This window comes from Massilia sp. ST3 (assembly GCF_018119405.1).
Classification (GTDB): domain Bacteria; phylum Pseudomonadota; class Gammaproteobacteria; order Burkholderiales; family Burkholderiaceae_D; genus Telluria.
This window is the reverse complement of record NZ_JAGPWC010000042.1, coordinates 22740-43284: the sequence shown is the minus strand read 5'-3', so window position 1 is coordinate 43284 and position 20545 is coordinate 22740. Positions and strand designations below refer to the sequence as shown.

17 protein-coding genes are annotated in these 20545 nt (G+C 65.7%); 12 read left to right on the top strand and 5 right to left on the bottom strand.

Annotated elements, in window-relative coordinates; all coding sequences use genetic code 11:
• Positions 1-183 precede the first annotated feature (183 nt).
• From KBW98_RS15165 to KBW98_RS15155, 3 genes are read left to right on the top strand one after another with little or no spacing between them, the layout of a single operon-like run.
• Positions 184-675: a type II secretion system protein gene (locus KBW98_RS15165; protein WP_211520988.1), complete on the top strand. Its 492-nt coding sequence runs from the start codon at positions 184-186 to the stop codon at positions 673-675.
• Positions 676-677: 2 nt separating this feature from the next.
• On the top strand, positions 678-1076 hold the full coding sequence (locus KBW98_RS15160; protein ID WP_211520985.1) for a type II secretion system protein: 399 nt from the start codon (positions 678-680) through the stop codon (positions 1074-1076).
• Positions 1070-1801 (top strand): type II secretion system protein, encoded by a 732-nt coding sequence (locus KBW98_RS15155; protein WP_211520984.1) that lies wholly within the window; start codon positions 1070-1072, stop codon positions 1799-1801. Before KBW98_RS15160 ends, KBW98_RS15155 begins: the two co-directional genes overlap by 7 nt.
• Positions 1802-1819: 18 nt before the next feature.
• On the opposite strand, the gene murJ is transcribed toward KBW98_RS15155, so the two are convergent.
• Positions 1820-3370, bottom strand: a complete 1551-nt coding sequence (gene murJ / locus KBW98_RS15150) for a murein biosynthesis integral membrane protein MurJ (RefSeq protein ID WP_211520983.1) — start codon at positions 3368-3370, stop codon at positions 1820-1822.
• 209 nt (positions 3371-3579) lie between these two features.
• Here murJ and rpsT point away from each other — a divergent pair, with 209 nt between their 5' ends.
• Entirely contained in the window at positions 3580-3846 is a 267-nt protein-coding gene (gene rpsT / locus KBW98_RS15145; protein WP_211520982.1) for a 30S ribosomal protein S20, read from the top strand.
• A 293-nt stretch (positions 3847-4139) separates the two neighbouring features.
• Positions 4140-6368, top strand: a complete 2229-nt coding sequence (locus tag KBW98_RS15140) for an NADP-dependent isocitrate dehydrogenase (protein ID WP_211520981.1) — start codon at positions 4140-4142, stop codon at positions 6366-6368.
• A 213-nt stretch (positions 6369-6581) separates the two neighbouring features.
• Here KBW98_RS15140 and KBW98_RS15135 read toward each other — a convergent pair whose 3' ends face one another.
• On the bottom strand, positions 6582-7139 hold the full coding sequence (locus KBW98_RS15135; protein ID WP_211520980.1) for a pseudouridine synthase: 558 nt from the start codon (positions 7137-7139) through the stop codon (positions 6582-6584).
• 192 nt (positions 7140-7331) lie between these two features.
• Here KBW98_RS15135 and icd point away from each other — a divergent pair, with 192 nt between their 5' ends.
• Together icd and KBW98_RS15125 are read left to right on the top strand one after the other, a co-directional pair.
• Entirely contained in the window at positions 7332-8585 is a 1254-nt protein-coding gene (gene icd, locus KBW98_RS15130; RefSeq protein ID WP_211520979.1) for an NADP-dependent isocitrate dehydrogenase, read from the top strand.
• Positions 8586-8672: 87 nt separating this feature from the next.
• On the top strand, positions 8673-8957 hold the full coding sequence (locus tag KBW98_RS15125; protein WP_211520978.1) for a hypothetical protein: 285 nt from the start codon (positions 8673-8675) through the stop codon (positions 8955-8957).
• 84 nt (positions 8958-9041) lie between these two features.
• On the opposite strand, the gene KBW98_RS15120 is transcribed toward KBW98_RS15125, so the two are convergent.
• The gene (locus KBW98_RS15120; RefSeq protein ID WP_060566744.1) at positions 9042-9245 is read right to left on the bottom strand and encodes a cold-shock protein; all 204 of its coding nucleotides are present in this window, start codon (positions 9243-9245) and stop codon (positions 9042-9044) included.
• Positions 9246-9565: 320 nt separating this feature from the next.
• On the opposite strand from KBW98_RS15120, the gene clpS reads away from it, so the two are divergent.
• The 5 genes from clpS (at position 9566) to KBW98_RS23955 (ending at position 17718) form a co-directional block, all read left to right on the top strand.
• Positions 9566-9868, top strand: coding sequence for an ATP-dependent Clp protease adapter ClpS (gene clpS, locus KBW98_RS15115; protein ID WP_020653505.1), 303 nt, complete (start codon positions 9566-9568; stop codon positions 9866-9868).
• Entirely contained in the window at positions 9865-12165 is a 2301-nt protein-coding gene (gene clpA, locus KBW98_RS15110; RefSeq protein WP_211520977.1) for an ATP-dependent Clp protease ATP-binding subunit ClpA, read from the top strand. The genes clpS and clpA overlap by 4 nt, the downstream gene beginning before the upstream one ends.
• Positions 12166-12464: 299 nt before the next feature.
• The gene (locus tag KBW98_RS15105) at positions 12465-15845 is read left to right on the top strand and encodes a S41 family peptidase (protein ID WP_211520976.1); all 3381 of its coding nucleotides are present in this window, start codon (positions 12465-12467) and stop codon (positions 15843-15845) included.
• Between the two features lie 295 nt (positions 15846-16140).
• The gene (locus KBW98_RS23960) at positions 16141-16680 is read left to right on the top strand and encodes an MCP four helix bundle domain-containing protein (protein WP_229429218.1); all 540 of its coding nucleotides are present in this window, start codon (positions 16141-16143) and stop codon (positions 16678-16680) included.
• Between the two features lie 36 nt (positions 16681-16716).
• Complete coding sequence (locus KBW98_RS23955) at positions 16717-17718, top strand: methyl-accepting chemotaxis protein (protein WP_373888952.1); 1002 nt, start codon at positions 16717-16719, stop codon at positions 17716-17718.
• Between the two features lie 178 nt (positions 17719-17896).
• On the opposite strand, the gene KBW98_RS15095 is transcribed toward KBW98_RS23955, so the two are convergent.
• Together KBW98_RS15095 and KBW98_RS15090 are read right to left on the bottom strand one after the other, a co-directional pair.
• Positions 17897-19060: a PLP-dependent aspartate aminotransferase family protein gene (locus KBW98_RS15095; RefSeq protein ID WP_211520975.1), complete on the bottom strand. Its 1164-nt coding sequence runs from the start codon at positions 19058-19060 to the stop codon at positions 17897-17899.
• Positions 19057-20436, bottom strand: coding sequence for a pyridoxal-phosphate dependent enzyme (locus KBW98_RS15090; RefSeq protein ID WP_211520974.1), 1380 nt, complete (start codon positions 20434-20436; stop codon positions 19057-19059). The genes KBW98_RS15095 and KBW98_RS15090 overlap by 4 nt, the downstream gene beginning before the upstream one ends.
• Between the last annotated feature and the right edge of the window lie 109 nt (positions 20437-20545).

Sequence of the window (20545 nt, the reverse complement as noted above, 5' to 3'; positions counted from 1 at the left end):
CACGCCGCAGCTGGGCTCGCCGCAATCGGGGCCGCCGCCGACGGCCCCCGCTCCAGCCCCCGCGGCCAACGTGCAGGTGACCCCGGTGGCGCCGCCGCCGCCCGCCACCGCGCCCGCAGCGCAGCCGACCACGCAGCCCGCAACGCAGCCCGCAACGCAGCCGACTACGCCGCCCACCCAGCCATGAACGCGTATTGCGGCCCGGCTCCGCGCCGCGGCTTCACCCTGATCGAGCTGCTGGTCACCCTGGCGATCCTGGCGCTGCTGGGCACCCTGGTGCTGCCGGTGGCCCAGGTGACAGCCCAGCGCCGCGACGAGCAGGAACTGCGCCGCGCGCTGCGCGAGATCCGCGCCGGCATAGACGCCTACAAGAAGGCCAGCGACGAAGGCCGGGTGGCCAAGACCGCCGGCACCACCGGCTATCCGCCGCGCCTGGAACTGCTGGTCGAGGGCGTGCGCGACCTGCGCAGCCCGAAGGGGGCGAAGATCTATTTCCTGCGGCGCCTGCCGCGCGACCCCTTCAATCCGGACCCGGAGCTGCCTGACGCCGCCACCTGGGGCAAGCGCAGCTACGCCAGCGAGCCGAACGAACCGCGCGAGGGCGACGACGTCTACGACGTCTATTCGCTGTCGCCAAAAGAAGGCCTGAACGGGGTCCCTTACAATAAATGGTGAGCATGATGACCGGCCTGCGCCGCCGCCTTTCCCGCCCTGGCGGCTTCACCCTGATCGAGCTCCTGATCGTGCTGGGCATCGTGGCCCTGCTGCTGACCCTGGCCGTGCCGCGCTTCTTTCCCAGCGTGGACAAGAGCAAGGAGACCATCCTGGCCGAGAACCTGCGCAACACGCGCATCGTGATCGATCAGTACCGCGCCGACACCGGCCGCTATCCGGATTCGCTGGAACAGCTGGTGGAAAAGAAGTACCTGCGCGAGATCCCCTACGACCCGCTCACGGAAAGCCGCGAGACCTGGGTCGTGCTGCCGCCCGAGGAAGGCGAGCAGGGCGAGGTCTACAACCTGCACAGCGGCGCGCCCGGCAACGACCGCAACGGGCGCCCTTACGCGGAATGGTAGCGGGGCGCAGCCGCCAGGGCGGCTTCACCTACCTCGGGCTGGTGATCTTTGTCGCCATCGTCGGGATGGTGGGCGCGGCCACGCTCAAGATCGGCTCCCTGCTGCAGCGCGCCGCCGCCGAGGAAGAACTGCTGGAGATCGGCGCCGCCTTCGGCGCGGCCCTGCAGAGCTATGCGGCCGCCACGCCGAAGGGCATGCCGACCTACCCGCCGACCCTGCAGGAGCTGCTCAAGGACCCGCGCTTTCCCGAAGTGCGGCGGCACTTGCGCAAGATCTTCGTCGACCCCATGACCGGCAAGGCCGAGTGGGGCATCGTCTATGCGGGCGGGCAGACCGGGGTGCTGGCGATCCACAGCCTGTCGACGGCGAAGCCGCTCAAGATCGGGAATTTCGACAGCCGCTTCCAGGGTCTCGAGAACAAGGAAAAGATCTCGGAGTGGCGCTTCGTGGCCGGCGGCCAGGGATTGCTAACGCCGGGCAAGCCGGCGGCGCCCGGCGCGCCCAAGCCTCCTCCGGCGCCGCCCAACGCGCCGCAACCGGCGCCCGGTACGCCACCGGCCGCGCCGCCGGAAGCGCCGCCTACCGACGAGCCGCCGCCCCAGCAAACACCGCCCCAGGAGCCGCCTCAAGAGACGCCGCAGGAGCCTCCCGACGAGCCGCAGGAGCCGCCCCAGGAAGCCCAGGAACCCCAGGAGCCGCCGCAGCCGCCGCCCGTGCGGCGCTGACGAGACGGCCGCTGACCCTTAGCCCGCGCGGCGCTTGAAGTCGCGCGGACGGAAGCCCAGCGCCACCAGCACGCCGAAGTAGGCCACCACCGCGGCGCCGATGATGGCCACCAGGGCGCCGGCGCGCAGCAGCGGCGTGGCGCGCATGCCGACCCAGTCGAACTGCGCCTGGCCGAACCACGATACCGCGCCCATCACCGTCACGGCCACGACCAGTTTCAGGAAGAACTTGCCCCATCCCGGCTGCGGCACGTAGATGGCGCGCTTGCGCAGGCCGTGGTACAGGAAGGCCGCGTTGAGGCAGGCGCCGGCGCCGATCGACAGCGCCAGGCCGGCCACGCCGAACAGCGGCACGAATACCAGGTTCATCAGCTGGGTCGCCACCAGCACGCCCACGGCGATGTTGACCGGCGTGCGCACTTCCTGGCGCGCGAAGAAGGCCGGGGCCAGGGTCTTGACCAGGATGAAACCGAGCAGGCCGGCGCTGTAGGCCATCAGCGGCATGGACGAGGCGGCAACGTCGGCGTTGTCGAAATTCCCATAATGGAAGAGGGTGGCGATCATCGGCGTCGCCAGGGTCGCCATGCCGACCGCGGCCGGGATCGCCAGCAGGAAGGTCAGGCGCAGGCCCCAGTCCAGCAGGGACGAGTATTCCTGGGTGTTGCCCTCGGTATTCGCCTTCGCCAGCCCCGGCAGCAGGATGGTGCCCAGCGCCACGCCGAGCAGGGCGGTGGGCAGTTCCATCAGGCGGTCCGCATACTGCAGGGCGGTGACGGCGCCCGCCGCCAGGCCGGCGGCGATGGTGGTGTTGATCAGGAGGCTGATCTGGGCCGCGGCGACCGAAAACACGGCGGGGCCCATCTTGCCGAGCATGCGGCGCACGCCCGTGTCGCGCAGGCCGGTCATCGGGTTGAGCGAAATGTGCGGCAGCATGCCCAGCTTCTTCAAGGACGGGATCTGCAGCGCAACCTGGGCCAGGCCGCCGATGCAGACGCCGACCGCCATCGCATAGATCGGCTGTTCGAACCAGTCGGCCATGACCACGGCGGCGAAGATGAAGGACAGGTTCAGCAGCACCGGGGTAAAGGCGGGGATCTTGAACTGGCGCCAGGTATTCAGCACGCCGCTGGACAGGGCGACGAAGGACATGCAGGCGATGTAGGGAAACATCATCTGGGTCATGAGCACCGAGGCCTCGAAGGCGGCCGGTTCGCGCTGCAGGCCGCCGCCGATCAGGAGGATCAGCACAGGCGCGGCGACGATCCCGGCGATGCTGGTCAGCATCGTGGCCCAGATCAGCACGGTGGCCACGTGGTCGACCAGGGTCTTGGTTGCTTGTGCGCCATGTTTCGTCTTGTATTCGGTCAGGATGGGAACGAAGGCCTGGGAGAAGGCTCCTTCCGCGAACAGGCGCCGCAGCAGGTTGGGCAGGCGGAAGGCGATGTTGAAGGCGTCGGTGTAGTTCGAGGCGCCGAAGGCGGCCGCGAACAGGCTTTCGCGCAGCAGGCCGGTGACGCGCGACACCATGGTCATGCTGGAAATGGCAGCGAGGGTTCTGAGCAGGTTCATGGGCCGAGATTATACGGTGGCAACTGTATGCGCACGGGCAAAAATCGGCCGAGAGTGATTTATGAATTGCCCTGGGATGAATCTTTCGCTATAATCGTGGGCTGTACTGAATTCTGTTGGCAGACACTAATCGTTGGGCAGGCACAAGAAGAGCCGGTTTCACTCGCTAATGTTTGCAAACGCAACTTGACCCCGATTTAGGAAATTCCATGGCAAATACCGCACAAGCGCGCAAACGCGCTCGTCAAGCAGTTAAGCAAAACGCACACAACTCGGCACAGCGTTCGACCCTGCGCACCGCAATCAAGGCTGTCCGCAAGGCGATCCAGGCTGGCGACAAGGCCGCTGCGACCACCATCTTCCAGCAATCCGTGTCGACCATCGACAGCATCGCTGACAAGAAGATCATCCACAAGAACAAGGCAGCGCGCCACAAGAGCCGCCTGGCTGCCGCCATCAAGGCACTGTCGGCCTAAACGCCGCGTGCGCGCGGCCACGGCCGCGCTGGCAAGTTCTGTGCAGTAGAAAGACCCGCCCGACCTCCTGGTCCCGGCGGGTTTTTTTGCTTGGCGCGGACGCTGTTTTTCCGCGTTGCGGGTGCGACCCGGGCCGAAGGCATATCGTCTAAAACCATGGCGCACAGTAAAATGTTGGTGCATAATGTGAAACGCCCGTCTTATGTCTTATAGAAGACTTGAGCGTCACAACCGAATTTCACGTAGCGCGAACTTAAATAGCGTTATCCACGCGAGCATCGAGGAAAAAGCGTATGAGCGATCCGACCATCATCTACACCCTGACCGACGAGGCGCCCCTGCTGGCGACCCACGCCTTCCTGCCTGTCGTCAGCACCTTCACCAAGCCGGCCGGCATCAAGGTCGAGCAGAGCGACATCTCGGTCGCCGCCCGAATCCTGGCAGCCTTCCCGGAATACCTGACCGAAGAGCAGCGCGTTCCCGACGCGCTGGCCGAGCTGGGCAAGAAGACCCTGGAGCCGGACGCGAACATCATCAAGCTGCCGAACATCTCCGCTTCGGTCGGCCAGCTGACCGCCGCCATCAAGGAACTGCAGGGCAAGGGCTACAAGCTGCCCGACTACCCGGCCGATCCGAAAACCGACGAAGAGAAGGCCATCAAGGCGCGCTACGGCAAGTGCATCGGCTCCGCCGTGAACCCGGTCCTGCGCGAAGGTAACTCGGACCGCCGCGCGCCGAAGGCCGTCAAGGAATACGCCCGCAAGAACCCGCACTCGATGGCGCCGTGGTCGCAGGCCTCGCGCACCCACGTCTCGCACATGACCCACGGCGACTTCTACCACGGCGAGAAGTCGATGACCGTGAGCGGCGCGCGCGAAGTCAAGATGGAACTGATCACCAAGGGCGGCCAGACCATCGTGCTGAAGCCGAAGGTCGCGCTGCAGGACGGCGAGATCATCGACTCGATGTTCATGAGCCGCAAGGCCCTGCTCGAGTTCTACGAACAGCAGATCGAAGACGCCAAGGAAACCGGCGTGATGTTCTCGCTGCACGTCAAGGCGACCATGATGAAGGTCTCGCACCCGATCGTGTTCGGCCACTGCGTGCGCATGTTCTACAAGGAAGCCTTCGAGAAGCACGGCGCCCTGTTCGACAGCCTGGGCATCAACGTCAACAACGGGATGGCCGACCTGTACAACAAGATCGCCGGCCTGCCGGCCTCGCAGCGCGAGGAAATCGAGCGCGACCTGCACGCCTGCCAGGAACACCGTCCGGCGCTGGCCATGGTCGACTCGGCCAAGGGCATCACCAACTTCCACTCGCCGAACGACGTGATCGTCGACGCGTCGATGCCGGCCATGATCCGCGCCGGCGGCAAGATGTACGGCGCCGACGGCCGCCTGAAGGAAGTCAAGGCGGTCATTCCGGAATCGACCTTTGCCCGTATCTACCAGGAGATCATCAACTTCTGCAAATGGCACGGCGCCTTCGATCCGAAGACCATGGGCACCGTCCCGAACGTGGGCCTGATGGCGCAGCAGGCCGAGGAATACGGCTCGCACGACAAGACCTTCGAAGTGCCGGAAGCCGGCGTGGCCAACATCACCGACATCGCCACCGGCGAAGTCCTGATGAGCCAGAACGTGGAGCAGGGCGACATCTGGCGCATGTGCCAGGTGAAGGACGCCCCGATCCGCGACTGGGTCAAGCTGGCCGTCACCCGCGCGCGCAACTCGGGCATGCCGGCCGTGTTCTGGCTGGACCCGTACCGTCCGCACGAGAATGAACTGATCAAGAAGGTCAAGACCTACCTGAAGGATCACGACACCACCGGCCTGGACATCCAGATCATGTCGCAGGTGCGCGCGATGCGCTACACCCTGGAGCGCGTCAAGCGCGGCCTGGACACCATCTCGGTGACCGGCAACATCCTGCGCGACTACCTGACCGACCTGTTCCCGATCATGGAACTGGGCACCAGCGCCAAGATGCTGTCGATCGTTCCGCTGATGGCGGGCGGCGGCATGTACGAAACCGGCGCGGGCGGCTCGGCGCCGAAGCACGTGCAGCAGCTGGTCGAAGAGAACCACCTGCGCTGGGATTCGCTGGGCGAGTTCCTGGCGCTGGCGGTGTCGCTGGAAGACCTGGGCCTGAAGACCGGCAACGAGAAGGCCAAGATCCTGGCCAAGACCCTGGACGCCGCGACCGGCAAGCTGCTGGACAACCGCAAGTCGCCATCGCCGAAGACCGGCGAGCTCGACAACCGCGGCAGCCAGTTCTACCTGTCGCTGTACTGGGCGCAGGAACTGGCGGCGCAGACCGAAGATGCGCAGCTGGCTGCGACCTTCGCGCCGCTGGCCAAGACCCTGGCCGAGAACGAGGCCAAGATCGTTGCCGAACTGCTCGAAGTGCAGGGCAAGCCGGTCGACATCGGCGGCTACTACAAGGCCGACGAGGCCAAGGTCAAGGCCGTGATGCGTCCGAGCGCGACCTTCAACGCGGCGCTGGAAGCGCTGGCGTAATCCGCTTCAGGCAGTAGCAATGAAAACCGCCGGCTCTTGGGCCGGCGGTTTTTTTATTTGTCGTGGTTGTTCGTAAAACTTAGGTTCCGGCCTTCGCCGGAACGACGTTAATTTAGTGTGCGTGAGCAGTACATAGGTGACGTTGGACACGCACATAAGCACGTCGTCCCGGCGAAGGCCGGGACCCAAGTTTGCAAGCAGGCCATCAGCGCATCACCGCAGCGCAGAAGCCTGCACCTCCACAAACTCCCCCGGCATCAAGGGATGCGTCGCCAGCGAAAACGGCCCGATGCTGCTCCTCACCAGCCGCAGGGTCGGCAGCCCGACCGCCGCCGTCATCCTGCGCACCTGCCGGTTCTTGCCTTCCTCCAGCGTGATCGCGATCCAGCTGGTCGGCTTGTCCGCGCGCGCACGGATCGGCGGGTTGCGCGGCCACAGCCAGGCCGGCTCGGCGATCCGCACCGCGCGGCAAGGCTTGGTGACGAAGTCGCCCAGGTCGAGTGGCGCCTGCAGGCGCGCCAGCGCGGCCGCGTCCGCCACGCCGTCCACCTGGACCAGGTAGGTCTTGGCTTCCTTGTGGTCCGGATGGGCGATCTTGTGCTGCAGCTTGCCGTCGTCGGTCAGCAGCATCAGGCCCTCGCTGTCCGCATCCAGGCGCCCGGCCGGGTAGATGCCGGGGATCTTGAGGTAGTCGGCAAGCGACTCGCGTCCCTCCTGCGGGCTGAACTGGCAAAGTACCTGGAAGGGTTTATTGAAGAGGATCAAGGACATATCGAAGGAGTGGAACTTAGAATCGGGCCGCCGGGGCGGATACGCTTGAGTGCCGGCGTGCGCCTTGCAACAGTCTGGTGCATAATGCAAGACGCGACATCCATGTCTTATACAAGACTACCCACCATTGTAATTCAGATCGCAGACCGCGCAGGACTTCGTCCGCCACATGCGACCACTTGGGAGAACACGATGTACCAACATATCAAGGTCCCGGCCGACGGCCAGAAAATCACCGTCGGCGCCGATTTCTCGCTCAGCGTCCCCGACACCCCGATCATCCCCTACATCGAAGGCGACGGCACCGGTGTCGACATCACCCCGGTCATGATCAAGGTGGTCGACGCGGCCGTGGCCAAGGCCTACGGCGGCAAGCGCAAGATCAGCTGGATGGAAATCTTCGCGGGCGAGAAGTCGACCAGCGTGTACGGCCCGGACGTGTGGCTGCCGGCCGAGACCCTGGACGTGCTGAAGGACTATGTGGTCTCGATCAAGGGCCCGCTGACCACCCCGGTGGGCGGCGGCATCCGTTCGCTCAACGTGGCGCTGCGCCAGGAACTCGACCTGTATGTCTGCCTGCGCCCGGTGCGCTACTTCAAGGGCGTGCCTTCGCCGCTGAAGGAACCGGAAAAGACCGACATGGTCATCTTCCGCGAGAATTCCGAGGACATCTACGCCGGCATCGAATGGGCCGAAGGTTCGGAGGGCGCGAAGAAGGTCATCGAGTTCCTGACCAGGGAAATGGGCGTCAAGAAGATCCGCTTCCCCGAGACCTCGGGCATCGGCGTCAAGCCGGTCTCGCGCGAAGGCACCGAGCGCCTGGTGCGCAAGGCGATCCAGTACGCGATCGACAACGACAAGCCCTCGGTGACCATCGTCCACAAGGGCAACATCATGAAGTACACCGAAGGCGGCTTCCGCGACTGGGGCTATGCCCTGGCGCAGCGCGAGTTCGGCGCCGAGCTGATCGACGGCGGCCCATGGTGCAAGTTCAAGAACCCGCGCACCGGCCGCGACATCACGGTCAAGGATTCGATCGCCGACGCCTTCCTTCAGCAGATCCTGCTGCGCCCGGCGGAATACAGCGTGATCGCCACCCTCAACCTGAACGGCGACTATGTCTCGGACGCGCTGGCGGCCCAGGTCGGCGGCATCGGCATCGCGCCGGGCGCCAACATGTCGGATTCGGTGGCGATGTTCGAAGCCACCCACGGCACCGCGCCCAAGTACGCGGGCAAGGACTACGTGAACCCGGGTTCCCTGATCCTGTCGGCCGAGATGATGCTGCGCCACATGGGCTGGACTGAAGCGGCCGACCTGATCATCAGCGCGATGGAAAAGGCGATCACCTCCAAGAAGGTCACCTACGACTTCGCGCGCCTGATGGAAGGCGCGACCCAGGTCTCGTGCTCTGGCTTCGGCGAAGTGATGATCGAACAGATGTAAGCACGCGCCGGCGGCGCGCCGCTTCGGGTAGCATCGAAGCCCCGGCCTCGCAAGAGGCGGGGCTTTTTCTTCTTGCGGAGGCCGGCGATGCAGGCAGCGGGACGGAACCAGGTGGAGCGGATCGGCAGGCTGGTCTACGCCCAGGTGCGCGGCGAGTGGCTGGTCGGTGAAGCCGCCCGGCTGGCGGCGCGCTCGCCGGCGCCGGCGCTGGATCTGCTGCTGGCGCGGGGCAGGGCGCTCGGCGCCAGGTGCCAATTGCTGTCCGGCTTGTTTCCCGACCCGCCGGCCGACGACACCGACGCGGCCACGGCCGGGATGATCGCGCTGAACGAGGAGATCCACCGGTATCTGGATGGGGCGGGCTGGCCATGATGTTCCGGTTGCTGCCGACCCGACGAATGCGCAGGCGAAAAAAACCCCGCTCGCGCGGGGTCTTTTGCTTCCGGGGGAGAGGTATTACACGCCCTGGATGTTGGAAGCTTGCTTGCCTTTAGGGCCTTGCGTGACTTCGAATTGGACTTTCTGACCTTCTTTGAGGGTCTTAAAACCGGCCATATTGATTGCGGAGAAGTGCGCGAACAGATCTTCGCCGCCGTCATCAGGAGTGATGAAGCCAAAACCTTTGGAATCATTGAACCACTTAACAGTACCAGTTGCCATAAAAGAAACTTTCAATTAAAAACAAATCACACGAGCCATAAAAGCAAGAAGCTTCTTGCCCCCTCCTCAGCCTGCTCACTTCTTATCAACAAGTACATAAGTACAATGTCAATAACTGCATTGTTGGTGGAATAATCACTGAAGTCAAGCGGTTTTGCGCGCCTATTGCCAAATTTGCTACATCGGCCTCAGCAGCGCTCTTGATTTCCCCAATTGGATCGCCATCTGCGCAAAGAACGAAAAACACGTAACATGGAAGCACATGAAAACGAGCTGATGTTTATGCTTGGCACTATTCCTGAAAGCATTAGAATACCCCCATGGCAACGAAGCACGACACTGAACAACTACTGGAGCGGCAGACCGTCAAACCACCACCCTTGTACCAGGTGGCGCTGCTGAACGACGACTACACGCCGATGGAATTCGTGGTCGCGGTGATCCAGGAGTACTTCAACAAGGATCGCGAAACGGCGACGCAGATCATGCTCTCCGTGCACAGGCATGGTAAGGGGGTGTGCGGTGTGTTTTCCAAAGATATAGCGTGTACCAAAGTGGAGTTTGTCTTAACGCATGCGCGTAAGGCAGGGCATCCCCTGCAATGCGTGATGGAGGAAGTATGATTGCGCAGGAACTTGAAGTATCCCTACACATGGCCTTTGTCGAAGCGCGGCAGGCACGGCACGAGTTTATTACCGTGGAGCATCTGCTGCTGGCGCTCCTCGACAATCCATCGGCCGCCGAAGTCCTGCGTGCGTGCGCTGTCAATATCGAAGACTTGCGCAAGACTTTGACTAACTTTATTGGTGACAACACCCCGACCGTGCCGGGCACGGGCGAGGTCGACACCCAGCCGACGCTCGGTTTCCAGCGCGTGATCCAGCGCGCGATCATGCACGTGCAGTCGGCCTCGAACGGCAAGAAGGAAGTCACCGGCGCCAACGTGCTGGTCGCGATCTTCGGCGAGAAGGATTCGCACGCTGTTTACTACCTGCACCAGCAGGGCGTGACCCGCCTCGACGTGGTCAACTTCATCTCGCACGGCGTCCGCAAGGACCAGCAGATGGAGTCCCAGAAGGCGTCCGAGGGCGTGGAAGAAGCGCAGGTCGAGGGCCAGACCAAGGAAAGCCCGCTCGACCAGTTCACCCAGAACCTCAACAAGTCGGCAGCGGACGGCAAGATCGACCCGCTGATCGGCCGCGAGGAAGAAGTGGACCGCGTGATCCAGATCCTGTGCCGCCGCCGCAAGAACAACCCGCTGCTGGTGGGCGAGGCCGGTGTCGGCAAGACCGCCATCGCCGAAGGCCTGGCCTGGCGCATCGTCCAGGAGGACGTGCCCGAGATCCTGCAGAACGCCGTCGTCTACTCGCTCGACATGGGCGCGCTGCTGGCCGGCACCAAGTACCGCGGCGATTTCGAGCAGCGCCTGAAGGCCGTGCTCAAGCAGATCAAGGACACCCCGAACGGCATCCTGTTCATCGACGAAATCCACACCATCATCGGCGCCGGTTCGGCATCGGGCGGCACGCTGGACGCTTCGAACCTGCTCAAGCCGGCCCTGGCCAACGGCCAGCTCAAGTGCATCGGCGCGACCACGTTCACGGAATTCCGCGGCGTGTTCGAGAAGGACCACGCGCTGAGCCGCCGCTTCCAGAAGGTGGACGTGAACGAACCCTCGGTCGAGCAGACTGTGGCGATCCTGCGCGGCCTCAAGTCGCGTTTCGAAGAGCACCATGGCGTCAAGTATTCCGCCTCGGCGCTGTCGACCGCGGCCGAGCTGGCGGCGCGCTTCATCAATGACCGCCACCTGCCGGACAAGGCGATCGACGTGATCGACGAAGCGGGCGCGGCCCAGCGCATCCTGCCGAAGTCGAAGCAGAAGAAGACCATCGGCAAGACCGAGATCGAGGACATCATCGCCAAGATCGCGCGGATTCCCCCGCAGACGGTCAACCAGGACGACCGCAGCAAGCTGCAGACCATCGACCGCGACCTGCGCAACGTGGTGTTCGGCCAGGACCCGGCGATCGAAGCGCTGGCGTCCGCCATCAAGATGGCGCGCGCCGGCCTGGGCAAGACGGACAAGCCGATCGGCTCCTTCCTGTTCTCCGGCCCCACCGGCGTCGGCAAGACGGAAGTCGCCAAGCAGCTGGCCTTCATCCTGGGCATCGAGCTGGTGCGCTTCGACATGTCGGAATACATGGAGCGCCACGCCGTGTCGCGCCTGATCGGCGCGCCGCCGGGCTACGTCGGCTTCGACCAGGGCGGCCTGCTGACCGAGGCCATCACCAAGAAGCCGCACGCGGTGCTGCTGCTGGACGAGATTGAAAAAGCCCACCCGGACATTTTCAACATCCTGCTGCAGGTGATGGACCACGGCACGCTGACCGACAATAACGGCCGCAAGGCGGACTTCCGCAACGTGATCATCATCATGACCACCAATGCGGGCGCCGAGAGCCTGACCAAGCGCACGGTGGGCTTCCTGGATACCAAGGCGCAAGGCGACGAGATGGCCGACATCAAGCGCATGTTCACGCCGGAGTTCCGCAACCGCCTGGACGCGATCATCAGCTTCCGCGCGCTGGACGAGGACATCATCCTGCGCGTCGTGGACAAGTTCCTGATGCAGCTGGAAGAGCAGCTGCACGAGAAGAAGGTGGAAGCCGTGTTCACCGAGAAGCTGCGCAAGTTCCTCGGCAAGAAGGGCTTCGATCCACTGATGGGCGCCCGTCCGATGTCGCGCCTGATCCAGGACATGATCCGCAAGGCCCTGGCCGACGAGCTGCTGTTCGGCCGCCTGGTCAACGGCGGCCGCGTGACCGTGGACCTGAACGAGAAGGACGACGTGACCCTCGAGTTCCCGGAAGGGGACGCGCTGCCGCCGCCGGCGCCGCCGGAGACGGTCGAGATCGAGTGATCGTTTCGTTCTCAGCAAAAACCGCGCTTCGGCGCGGTTTTTTTTCGTCTACTGGGTTGTGGTGCAAGGTGGCAGCGGTGGTGCGCGACGAACTTAGGTTCCCGCCTGCGCGGGAATGACGTGCTTGAGCTTGCCACTCATGTTTGATCCGTCATTCCCGCGAAGGCGGGAACCCAAGTTTGCGTGCAAACCAACAGCGCCCGAACCGAACGCACCACCAGATTTTTTGCACGTATGCACGCCAACTCATCTTTTCACTGTGGCAAACTCATCCTCTTTAGCCACTCACGCCACGGACCATGACCGTCTCCCGCACCATCCTCGCGCTGTCGCTCGCCCTCATCGGCACCCAGGCCGCCGCCGCTGATCCCTATTTCCGCTTCCCGGCCGTCCGCGGCGACACCATCGTCTTCACCGCCGAGGGCGACCTGTGGCGCACCAGCACGGCGGGCGGCAAGGCCACCCGCCTGACCACCCACCCCTCGGCCGAGACCCACGCCGCGATCTCGCACGACGGCAAGCTGGTGGCCTTTGCGGCCTCCTACGAAGGCGCGCAGGAAGCCTATGTGATGCCGCTCGAGGGCGGCCTGCCCAAGCGCATCACCTTCGAGAACGGCGGCGTCACCGTGCTGGGCTGGACCGCCCAGGGCGAAGTCCTGGTCAGCACCGAGAATTCGGTCGGCCCCTCCAAGCACCGCATCGTCGCCGCGCTCGACCCGTCGACGATGAAGCGTCGCGTGTTGCCGCTGGCCGATGCCAACGACGCCGCGCTGGACGAGGCCGGCAAGGTGGTCTATTTCACGCGCATGGGCCTGTCCATGACCAACGATAACGTGCGCGCCTACCGCGGCGGCGCCCATGCCCAGCTGTGGCGCTTCGACCCGGGCGGCCAGGCCGAAGCCACGCCGCTGTTCAAGGGCGACACCGCCAACAACCGCCGCGCCATGTGGCATGCGGGCCGGGTCTATTTCATCAGCGACGCCGGCGGCGCCGACAACATCTGGTCCGCGCTGCCGGACGGCAGCGATCGCCGCGCCCACACCAATCACAAGGAATGGGACGTGCGCACCGCCTCGCTCGGCGACGGCCGCATCGTCTACCAGCTCGGCGCCGACCTGCGCGTGCTGGACATCGCCAGTGGCGCGGACAACTTGCTCAAGGCCAGCCTGGTCTCGGATTTCGACCAGCAGCGCGTGCGCCGCGTGAAGTCTCCACTTGACGCCCTGACCAGCATCGAGCCCGCCAACAAAGCCGAGCGCATCGTGCTGACCGCGCGCGGCAAGGTCACCATCGCCGGCACCGGCAGCTATCGCCGCGTCGAGATCGCGGTGCCGGACGGCGTGCGCGCCCGCAGCGCCGTGTTCAGCCACGACGACAAATGGGTTTACGCCATCACCGACGCCAGCGGAGAAAACGAGATCTGGCGCTATGCGGCCGACGGCTCGGGCCAGGGCGAGCGCCTGACCAGGGACGGCGCGGCCCACCGCTGGAACCTGTATCCGTCGCCGGACGGTAAGTGGCTGGCCCACACCGACAAGAAAGGCCGCACCTGGCTGCTCGACCTGGCCACCAAGGCCAATGTCGTGATCGACGACGCCGGCCAGGCCGGCATCGACCGCCTGGAGCAGGTGGTATGGTCGCCCGACAGCCGCAACCTGGCGTTCGTGCGCATCGGCAGCAGCGAGCAGCGCAACCAGATCGGTCTGTACAACCTGGCCGGCAAGCAGATGAGCTTCGTGACCACCGACCGCTACGAAGCCAACTCGCCGGCCTTCTCGACGGACGGCAAGTGGCTGTACTTCCTGTCGGCGCGCCACTTCAACCTGGGGAACGCCTCGGTCTGGGGCGACCGCAACATGGGACCGGTGTTCGACAGGCGCGTCGGCGTGTATGCGCTGGCGCTCCAGCCGCTGCAGTCAGACAATCGCTTCCCCTTCAAGCCCGAGGACGAGCTGACCAAGCCGGAAGAACCCTCGCCGGAAGCCGCCGCCAAGGCCGCGGTCAAGACACCGGGCACCGAGGATCAGACTGCCGACAAGCAGGCCGCGGCGGCCACGGCGGCCGCGGCGGCGGCCACCGCCAGCGCGGCCAAGGCGGCGGGCGGCGACAAGGCGAAGAAACCCACGCCCGCCATCGTCTACGCCGGCCTGCGCGAGCGGCTGTTCGAAGTGCCTGTCGCGCCGAGTAACTACCGCGCGCTGGCGGTGGACGACAAGCGCCTCTACCTGCTCGAATCCGACGACGGCCAGAAGGGCGTGCTCAAGACCCTGGAGATCGCGCGCAGCGCGCCGCAACTGGAGACCTTCGCGGCCAACGTGCGCGAGTTCGGCCTGAGCACCGACCGCAAGCACGTCTTCTACCGTACGTTCGCCAAGGGCGCGCCGGGCGACATGCTGATCGTGGCGGCCGGCGCCAAGGCGCCGGCCGATCTCACCAAGGCCCGGGTCAAGATCGACGACTGGGCGGTGAGCACGAATCCGCGCATGGAGTGGACCCAGATGTTCAACGACGCCTGGCGCATGCACCGCGACTTCCTGTACGACGCCCGCATGCGCGGGGTCGACTGGAACGCCGTGCGCACCCGCTACGCGCCGCTGGTCGAGCGCGTGACCGACCGCGCGGAATTGGACGACGTGCTGGGCATGATGGTGGGCGAGGTCGGCGCGCTGCACTCGCAGATCCGACCGGGCGACGTGCGCAAGGCCAGCGCCGAAGGCACGCCGTCCAGCCTGGGCGCGGTGTTGACGCGCACGGCGGAGGGCTACCGCGTCGACCGCATCTACCGCGGCGAGCCTGAGCTGCCGTCGGAAGCCGGTCCGCTGTCGGCGCCGGACGTCGGCGTGAAGGAAGGCGACGTGATCACGGCCGTCAACGGCCGCTCGCTGGCGCAAGCGCGCGACATCGCCGACCTGCTGCTCGACCAGGCCGACAAGCAGGTGCTGCTGTCAGTGAAGAGCACCGGCGCCAAGCCGCGCCAGGTGATCGTTACGCCGGTGAGCATGGCGCGCCACGCCAGCCTGCGCTATACGGACTGGGAGCAGGGCAGGGCCAAGCAGGCGGAAGCCAGCTCGAAGGGCAAGATCGGCTACCTGCACCTGCGCGCCATGGTGGCGCGCGACATCAACGCCTTCGCACGCGACTTCTACGCCAACATCAACAAGGAAGGCCTGATCATCGACGTGCGCCGCAATAACGGTGGCAACATCGACAGCTGGATCATCGAGAAGCTGCTGCGTCGCTCCTGGGCCTTCTGGGCCTCGAACGGCAACCAGCCGCAGTCGAACATGCAGAACACCTTCCGCGGCCACCTGGTGGTGCTGGCCGACGAGCTGACCTACTCCGACGGCGAAACCTTCGCCGCCGGCGTCAAGGCGCTCAAGCTCGGGCCGGTGGTGGGCAAGCGCACCGCCGGCGCGGGTGTCTGGCTCAGTGACGGCAACGGCCTGTCCGACAACGGCATGGCGCGCGTGGCGGAGTTCGGCCAGTTCTCGACCGACGGCGAATGGCTGATCGAAGGCGTGGGCGTGCCCCCCGACGTCGAGGTCGACAACCTGCCGCACGAGACTTTCACGGGGCGCGACCGCCAGCTGGAAGTGGCGCTGGAGATGCTGGAGAAGAAGCTGAAGGAGCAGCCGGTGAAGCCGTGGAAGCCGACGGCGATTCCGGCGTTGAAGCGTTAAGGTCAAATTCAACTTAGCTTCCGGCCTTCGCGGGAACGACGAGTCAATGGTGCTGATGTCGTCAGCGGTATTCCGACCACTGCACTAAAAACCGTCGTACGCGCCACTGGCGCCTACGACTTCCGGCGGAGGCCGGAACAATGCCCCCGGCATTGTTCCGCCCAAGTTCGTTATGCAGCCACCCACGTCACCGTGCGCCCCGTGACACAAACATGACACGCTCCTTCAAACAAATTCATAAAGCCGTCACAAACACTTTCTAAACTGCAAGTACTCACAACTCCCCGTACTTGCAATGCGCCTCGCAACGCTCCAGACCGGCACCAAGCTGCTGGCCTCCTTCGGCATCATCTCCCTCCTCATCCTTCTCATCTCGGCCGTGGCCCTGTGGCGCCTGCAGGCCGCCGACGCCTTGACGGCCGACCTGGTCGGGGACAAGCTGGCCAAGCAGCAGCTGGTCTCGGACCTGCTCGGCATCGAGCGCCTGAACGGCTCGCGCACCGTCTCGATCGCGCGCAGCGACAGCCTGGAGCTGGCCGACTACTTCCAGGCCCAGCTGCTCGAGGGCCGCAAGGGCGCGGCAGACATCGAAGCCCGGCTCGGCAAGCTGCACATCCTCGAGCGCGAACGCGCCCTGATCCAGGAAGCCGCGCAGCACAAGGCGCTATTGGCGACCATCCAGGCAGAGCTGTTCCGCGCCAAGGAATCCGGCCAGACCCAGGTCGTCGAGGAGCTGGTCAGCGGCGGGTGGCAGCAGGCCTACCGCGCCCAGGAGGACGCCCTCGAAGCGCTGCTGGCCTTCGAGACGGCCGAAGCCCACCGCCTGGCCGGCTAATCGGCGTCCGCCTCGCGCTTCAGCAAGGCGCTGCTGGTGCTGCTGGGCCTGGGCGCGCTGGCGGTGGGCGCGGCGCTCGCCTGGATCCTGACCCGCAACATCGTCGCGCCGCTGCAGCAGGCGGCGGGCCTGGCGGAACAGGTGTCCAAGGGCGACCTGCGCCCGCTGATCCGGCACGCGCGCGGCGACGAGATCGGGCGCCTGTTCGACGCCCTCAACGGCATGACCCATGGGGTCTCGTCGACCGTGTCGCAGGTGCTGCAGGGCGCCCAGGCGATCGACTCGGCCTCCAGCGAGATCGCCCATGGCAACCGGGACCTGTCGCAGCGCACCGAGCGCCAGGCCGGCGCCCTGCGCGAAACGGTGGGCGCGATGCAAGCCCTGAGCGGCGCCATCGTCCGCAACAACGCCAGCGCGCGCGAAGCCAATGCGCTGGCGCAGGACGCCTCCATGGTGGCCACCGAGGGCGCCCAGGCCGTCGGCCAGCTGGTGGCGCGCATGGCGGCCATCAAGGCCTCGGCGGACCGCATCGCCGACATCACCGGCATGATCGACAGCATCGCCTTCCAGACCAATATCCTGGCGCTGAACGCGGCGGTCGAGGCGGCGCGCGCCGGCGCCGAAGGGCGCGGCTTCGCGGTGGTGGCGGCCGAGGTGCGCAGCCTGGCGCAGCACAGCGCGGGTGCGGCGAAGGAGATCAAGAAGCTGATCGGGGAGTCGAGCGGCGAGATCGAGGCCGGCACCGGCATCGCGAAGACGGCCGGCGCGACGATGCGCGCGGTGCTCGAGCATGTGCGGGAAGTGGCGGGCATCCTGGGTGCGATCCACGAGGCCAGCGCGGGGCAGGCGAGCGGCGTGGAGCAGGTGAGCAGGGCGATCGCGGAGATGGATGCGTCGACCCAGCAGAACGCCGCGATGGTGGAGCAGGCGGCGGCCGCGGCGGCGTCGATGCGGCAGCAGGCGGCGGAGTTGTCGGAGCTGGTGGGGACGTTCAAGGTGCGGGGGACGAGCTCGCGGCGTGAACTTGCGATGGCATAAGGACATCACGGTCCGCCTCTGTCAGCCCGCAGCCTCACTACCGTCGTCCCCGCGAAGGCGGGGATCCAAGTTTGCAAGCTCCTCGATCGAATATGATTTGGATCGATACGCAAACAACACTTGGGTCCCCGCCTTCGCGGGGATGACGGTATTGGGGCTACAGGTGGAAGCTGCGCTATCAGATCGCAGCCAGTGCCCGCCGCAAATCCTCGCGCTGGTCCTCCAGATGCTCGATCCCCACCGACAGCCGGATCAACCCATCCCCGATCCCCAGCTCCGCCCTGCGCTCCGCCGGAATGCTCGCATGCGTCATCAAGGCCGGATGCTCGATCAGGCTCTCCACCCCGCCCAGGCTTTCGGCCAGGGTGAACACCTCGCAGCGCTCCAGGAAGCGCCTCGCGCCCGCCAGGTCGGTATCCAGGTCGATCGACACGATCCCGCCGAAGCCGTTCATCTGGCGCCGCGCCAGCGCGTGCTGGGGGTGCGACTCCAGTCCCGGATAGTGCACCTTGCGCACCTTGGGCTCGCGCTCCAGCCATTCGGCCAGGGCCAGCGCATTGGCGCTTGAGCGCTCGACGCGCAGGGCCAGGGTCTTGATCCCGCGCAGCACCAGGAAGCTGTCGAAGGGCCCCTGGATGGCGCCCACGGCGTTCTGGATGAAGCCCAGGCGTTCCGCCAGCCCGGCGTCGGTGCCGACGATGGCCACGCCGCCGATCACGTCCGAGTGGCCGTTCATGTACTTGGTGGTCGAGTGCACCACGATGTCGATGCCGCACTCCAGCGGGCGCTGGACGATGGGGCTGGCGAAGGTGTTGTCGCACACGCTCAGGATGCCGCGCGCCTTGCACAGGGCGGCGATCGCGCGCAGGTCGGCCAGCTTGAGCATGGGATTGGTCGGGGTTTCGACCCACACCAGTTTTGTCTCGGGACGCAGCGCGGCGGCCAGCGCGTCCGGATCGGCCAGGTCGACGTAGGTAAAGGTATGGCCCGCGCTGTCGCGGCGCACGCGCTCGAACAGGCGGTAGGTGCCGCCGTACATGTCGTCGCCCGCCACGATGTGCGAGCCGGCCGGCAGCAGTTCCAGCACCGCCGCGATCGCGGCCAGGCCCGAAGCGAAGGCGAAGGCCGCGCTGCCGCCTTCGATGTCGGCCACGCAGCGCTCCAGCGCCCAGCGGGTCGGATTGTGCGAGCGGCCGTAGTCCAGGCCCTTGTGCACGCCCGGGCTCTCCTGGCGGAAGGTGGAGGTGGCGAAGATCGGCGGCATCACGGCGCCGGTGCTGGGCTCCGGCGCCTGGCCGCCGTGGATCACGCGGGTAGCGATATGTTTCTTCGATTCGGTCATGAAAGCGTCCTTCGGAGATGATTGAGCAGGTCGAAGCGCGTGATCAGGCCGTAGAAGGTGGGGCCGTCGGTGATCACGGCGGTCAGGCCGCGGTCGAGCACCTCGCGCAGCTGCTGCATGCTAGCGCTCGGGTGCAGGGTCTGGAGCTGGGCCGTCATGGTGCTCGACACCGGCGCGCCGAAGCGTCCCGGTTCGGTGGTCACGTGGTGCAGCAGGTCGGATTCGTCGATCAGGCCCGCCAGCCGGCCTTCGTTGTCGATCACCGGCATCTGCTGCAGGTCGGCGCTGCGCATGCGGTTGAAGGCGGTGAGCAGGGTGTCGCCGGGCGACAGCGAGACCACCTCGCCGGCGTCGTAGCGGCGGCCGATCAGGTCGCGCAGGTCGCCCAGCTTGGGCCGCGTGATCAGGCCCTGGTCGACCATCCAGCCGTCGCTGTAGACCTTGGTCAGGTAGCGGGTGCCGGTGTCGCACACAAACGTCACCACGCGCTTGGGCCGCGTCTGTTCGCGGCAGTAGCGCAGGGCCGCGGCGAGCAGGGTGCCGGTGGACGAGCCGCCCAGGATGCCTTCCTGCTGCAGCAGCAGGCGCGCCGTGTTGAAGCTTTCCTCGTCGGGAATGGTGTAGGCCTTGCTCACGCGCGACAGGTCGGCGATGCCGGGAATGAAGTCCTCGCCGATGCCTTCCACCGCCCACGAGCCGGCGTCCTTCGACAGATGGCCAGTGTTGACGTATTCCGCCAGGATCGAGCCCTTGGGGTCGGCCAGGATGAATTCCAGGTGCGGCTGGGTTTTCTTGAAGTAGTGCGAGAGGCCGGTGAGGGTGCCGGAGGAGCCGACGCCGACCACGATGGCGTCGAGCTTGTGGTTGGTCTGGTCCCAGATCTCGGGGCCGGTGGTGTGCTCGTGGGCCCAGGGATTGGCCGGGTTGTTGAACTGGTCGGCGAACCAGGCGCCCGGAATCTCCTTGGCCAGGCGCGCCGCGTAGTCCTGGTAGTACTCGGGGTGGCCCTTGCCGACGTCGGAGCGGGTCAGGTGGATCTCGGCGCCGAGCGCCTTCAGGTGCAGGATCTTTTCCGCCGCCATCTTGTCGGGGACGACCAGCACCACGCGGTAGCCCTTGATGCGCGCCACCAGCGCCAGGCCCAGGCCGGTATTGCCGGCGGTGGCCTCGACCACCGTGCCGCCCGGCTGGAGGTGGCCGTCATGTTCGGCCTTTTCGATCATGGCCTTGCCGATGCGGTCCTTGATGGAGCCGCCGGGGTTTTGCGATTCGAGTTTCAGGAACAGCTGGCAGGGGCCGGTGTCGATGCGCGTCACTTCCACCAGCGGGGTATCGCCTATCAGTGAAAACAGGGCAGCCTGAGATGCGTGTTGCATATTGCCTCCAATGAGCCGGACCTCGACGGGTCAGGATGCGGCGCCTCGTGGGACGCCTTGACACGACAAGCCAGCGCCGGATGGACGCCAGCCATGGTAAAGAAAATAC

Bases quoted from the DNA above. Each gene is read 5' to 3' on its own strand.
- KBW98_RS15155 (WP_211520984.1), top strand. From the start codon at position 1,070: ATGGTAGCGGGGCGCAGCCGCCAGGGCGGCTTCACCTACCTCGGGCTG.
- clpA (WP_211520977.1), top strand. From the start codon at position 9,865: ATGATTGCGCAGGAACTTGAAGTATCCCTACACATGGCCTTTGTCGAA.
- KBW98_RS15165 (WP_211520988.1), top strand. From the start codon at position 184: ATGAACGCGTATTGCGGCCCGGCTCCGCGCCGCGGCTTCACCCTGATC.
- KBW98_RS15120 (WP_060566744.1), bottom strand. From the start codon at position 9,245: ATGGCAACTGGTACTGTTAAGTGGTTCAATGATTCCAAAGGTTTTGGC.
- murJ (WP_211520983.1), bottom strand. From the start codon at position 3,370: ATGAACCTGCTCAGAACCCTCGCTGCCATTTCCAGCATGACCATGGTG.
- KBW98_RS15095 (WP_211520975.1), bottom strand. From the start codon at position 19,060: ATGACCGAATCGAAGAAACATATCGCTACCCGCGTGATCCACGGCGGC.
- clpS (WP_020653505.1), top strand. From the start codon at position 9,566: ATGGCAACGAAGCACGACACTGAACAACTACTGGAGCGGCAGACCGTC.
- KBW98_RS15105 (WP_211520976.1), top strand. From the start codon at position 12,465: ATGACCGTCTCCCGCACCATCCTCGCGCTGTCGCTCGCCCTCATCGGC.
- KBW98_RS15135 (WP_211520980.1), bottom strand. From the start codon at position 7,139: ATGTCCTTGATCCTCTTCAATAAACCCTTCCAGGTACTTTGCCAGTTC.
- KBW98_RS15090 (WP_211520974.1), bottom strand. From the start codon at position 20,436: ATGCAACACGCATCTCAGGCTGCCCTGTTTTCACTGATAGGCGATACC.
- KBW98_RS15160 (WP_211520985.1), top strand. From the start codon at position 678: ATGATGACCGGCCTGCGCCGCCGCCTTTCCCGCCCTGGCGGCTTCACC.
- KBW98_RS15125 (WP_211520978.1), top strand. From the start codon at position 8,673: ATGCAGGCAGCGGGACGGAACCAGGTGGAGCGGATCGGCAGGCTGGTC.
- KBW98_RS15140 (WP_211520981.1), top strand. From the start codon at position 4,140: ATGAGCGATCCGACCATCATCTACACCCTGACCGACGAGGCGCCCCTG.
- icd (WP_211520979.1), top strand. From the start codon at position 7,332: ATGTACCAACATATCAAGGTCCCGGCCGACGGCCAGAAAATCACCGTC.
- rpsT (WP_211520982.1), top strand. From the start codon at position 3,580: ATGGCAAATACCGCACAAGCGCGCAAACGCGCTCGTCAAGCAGTTAAG.
- KBW98_RS23960 (WP_229429218.1), top strand. From the start codon at position 16,141: ATGCGCCTCGCAACGCTCCAGACCGGCACCAAGCTGCTGGCCTCCTTC.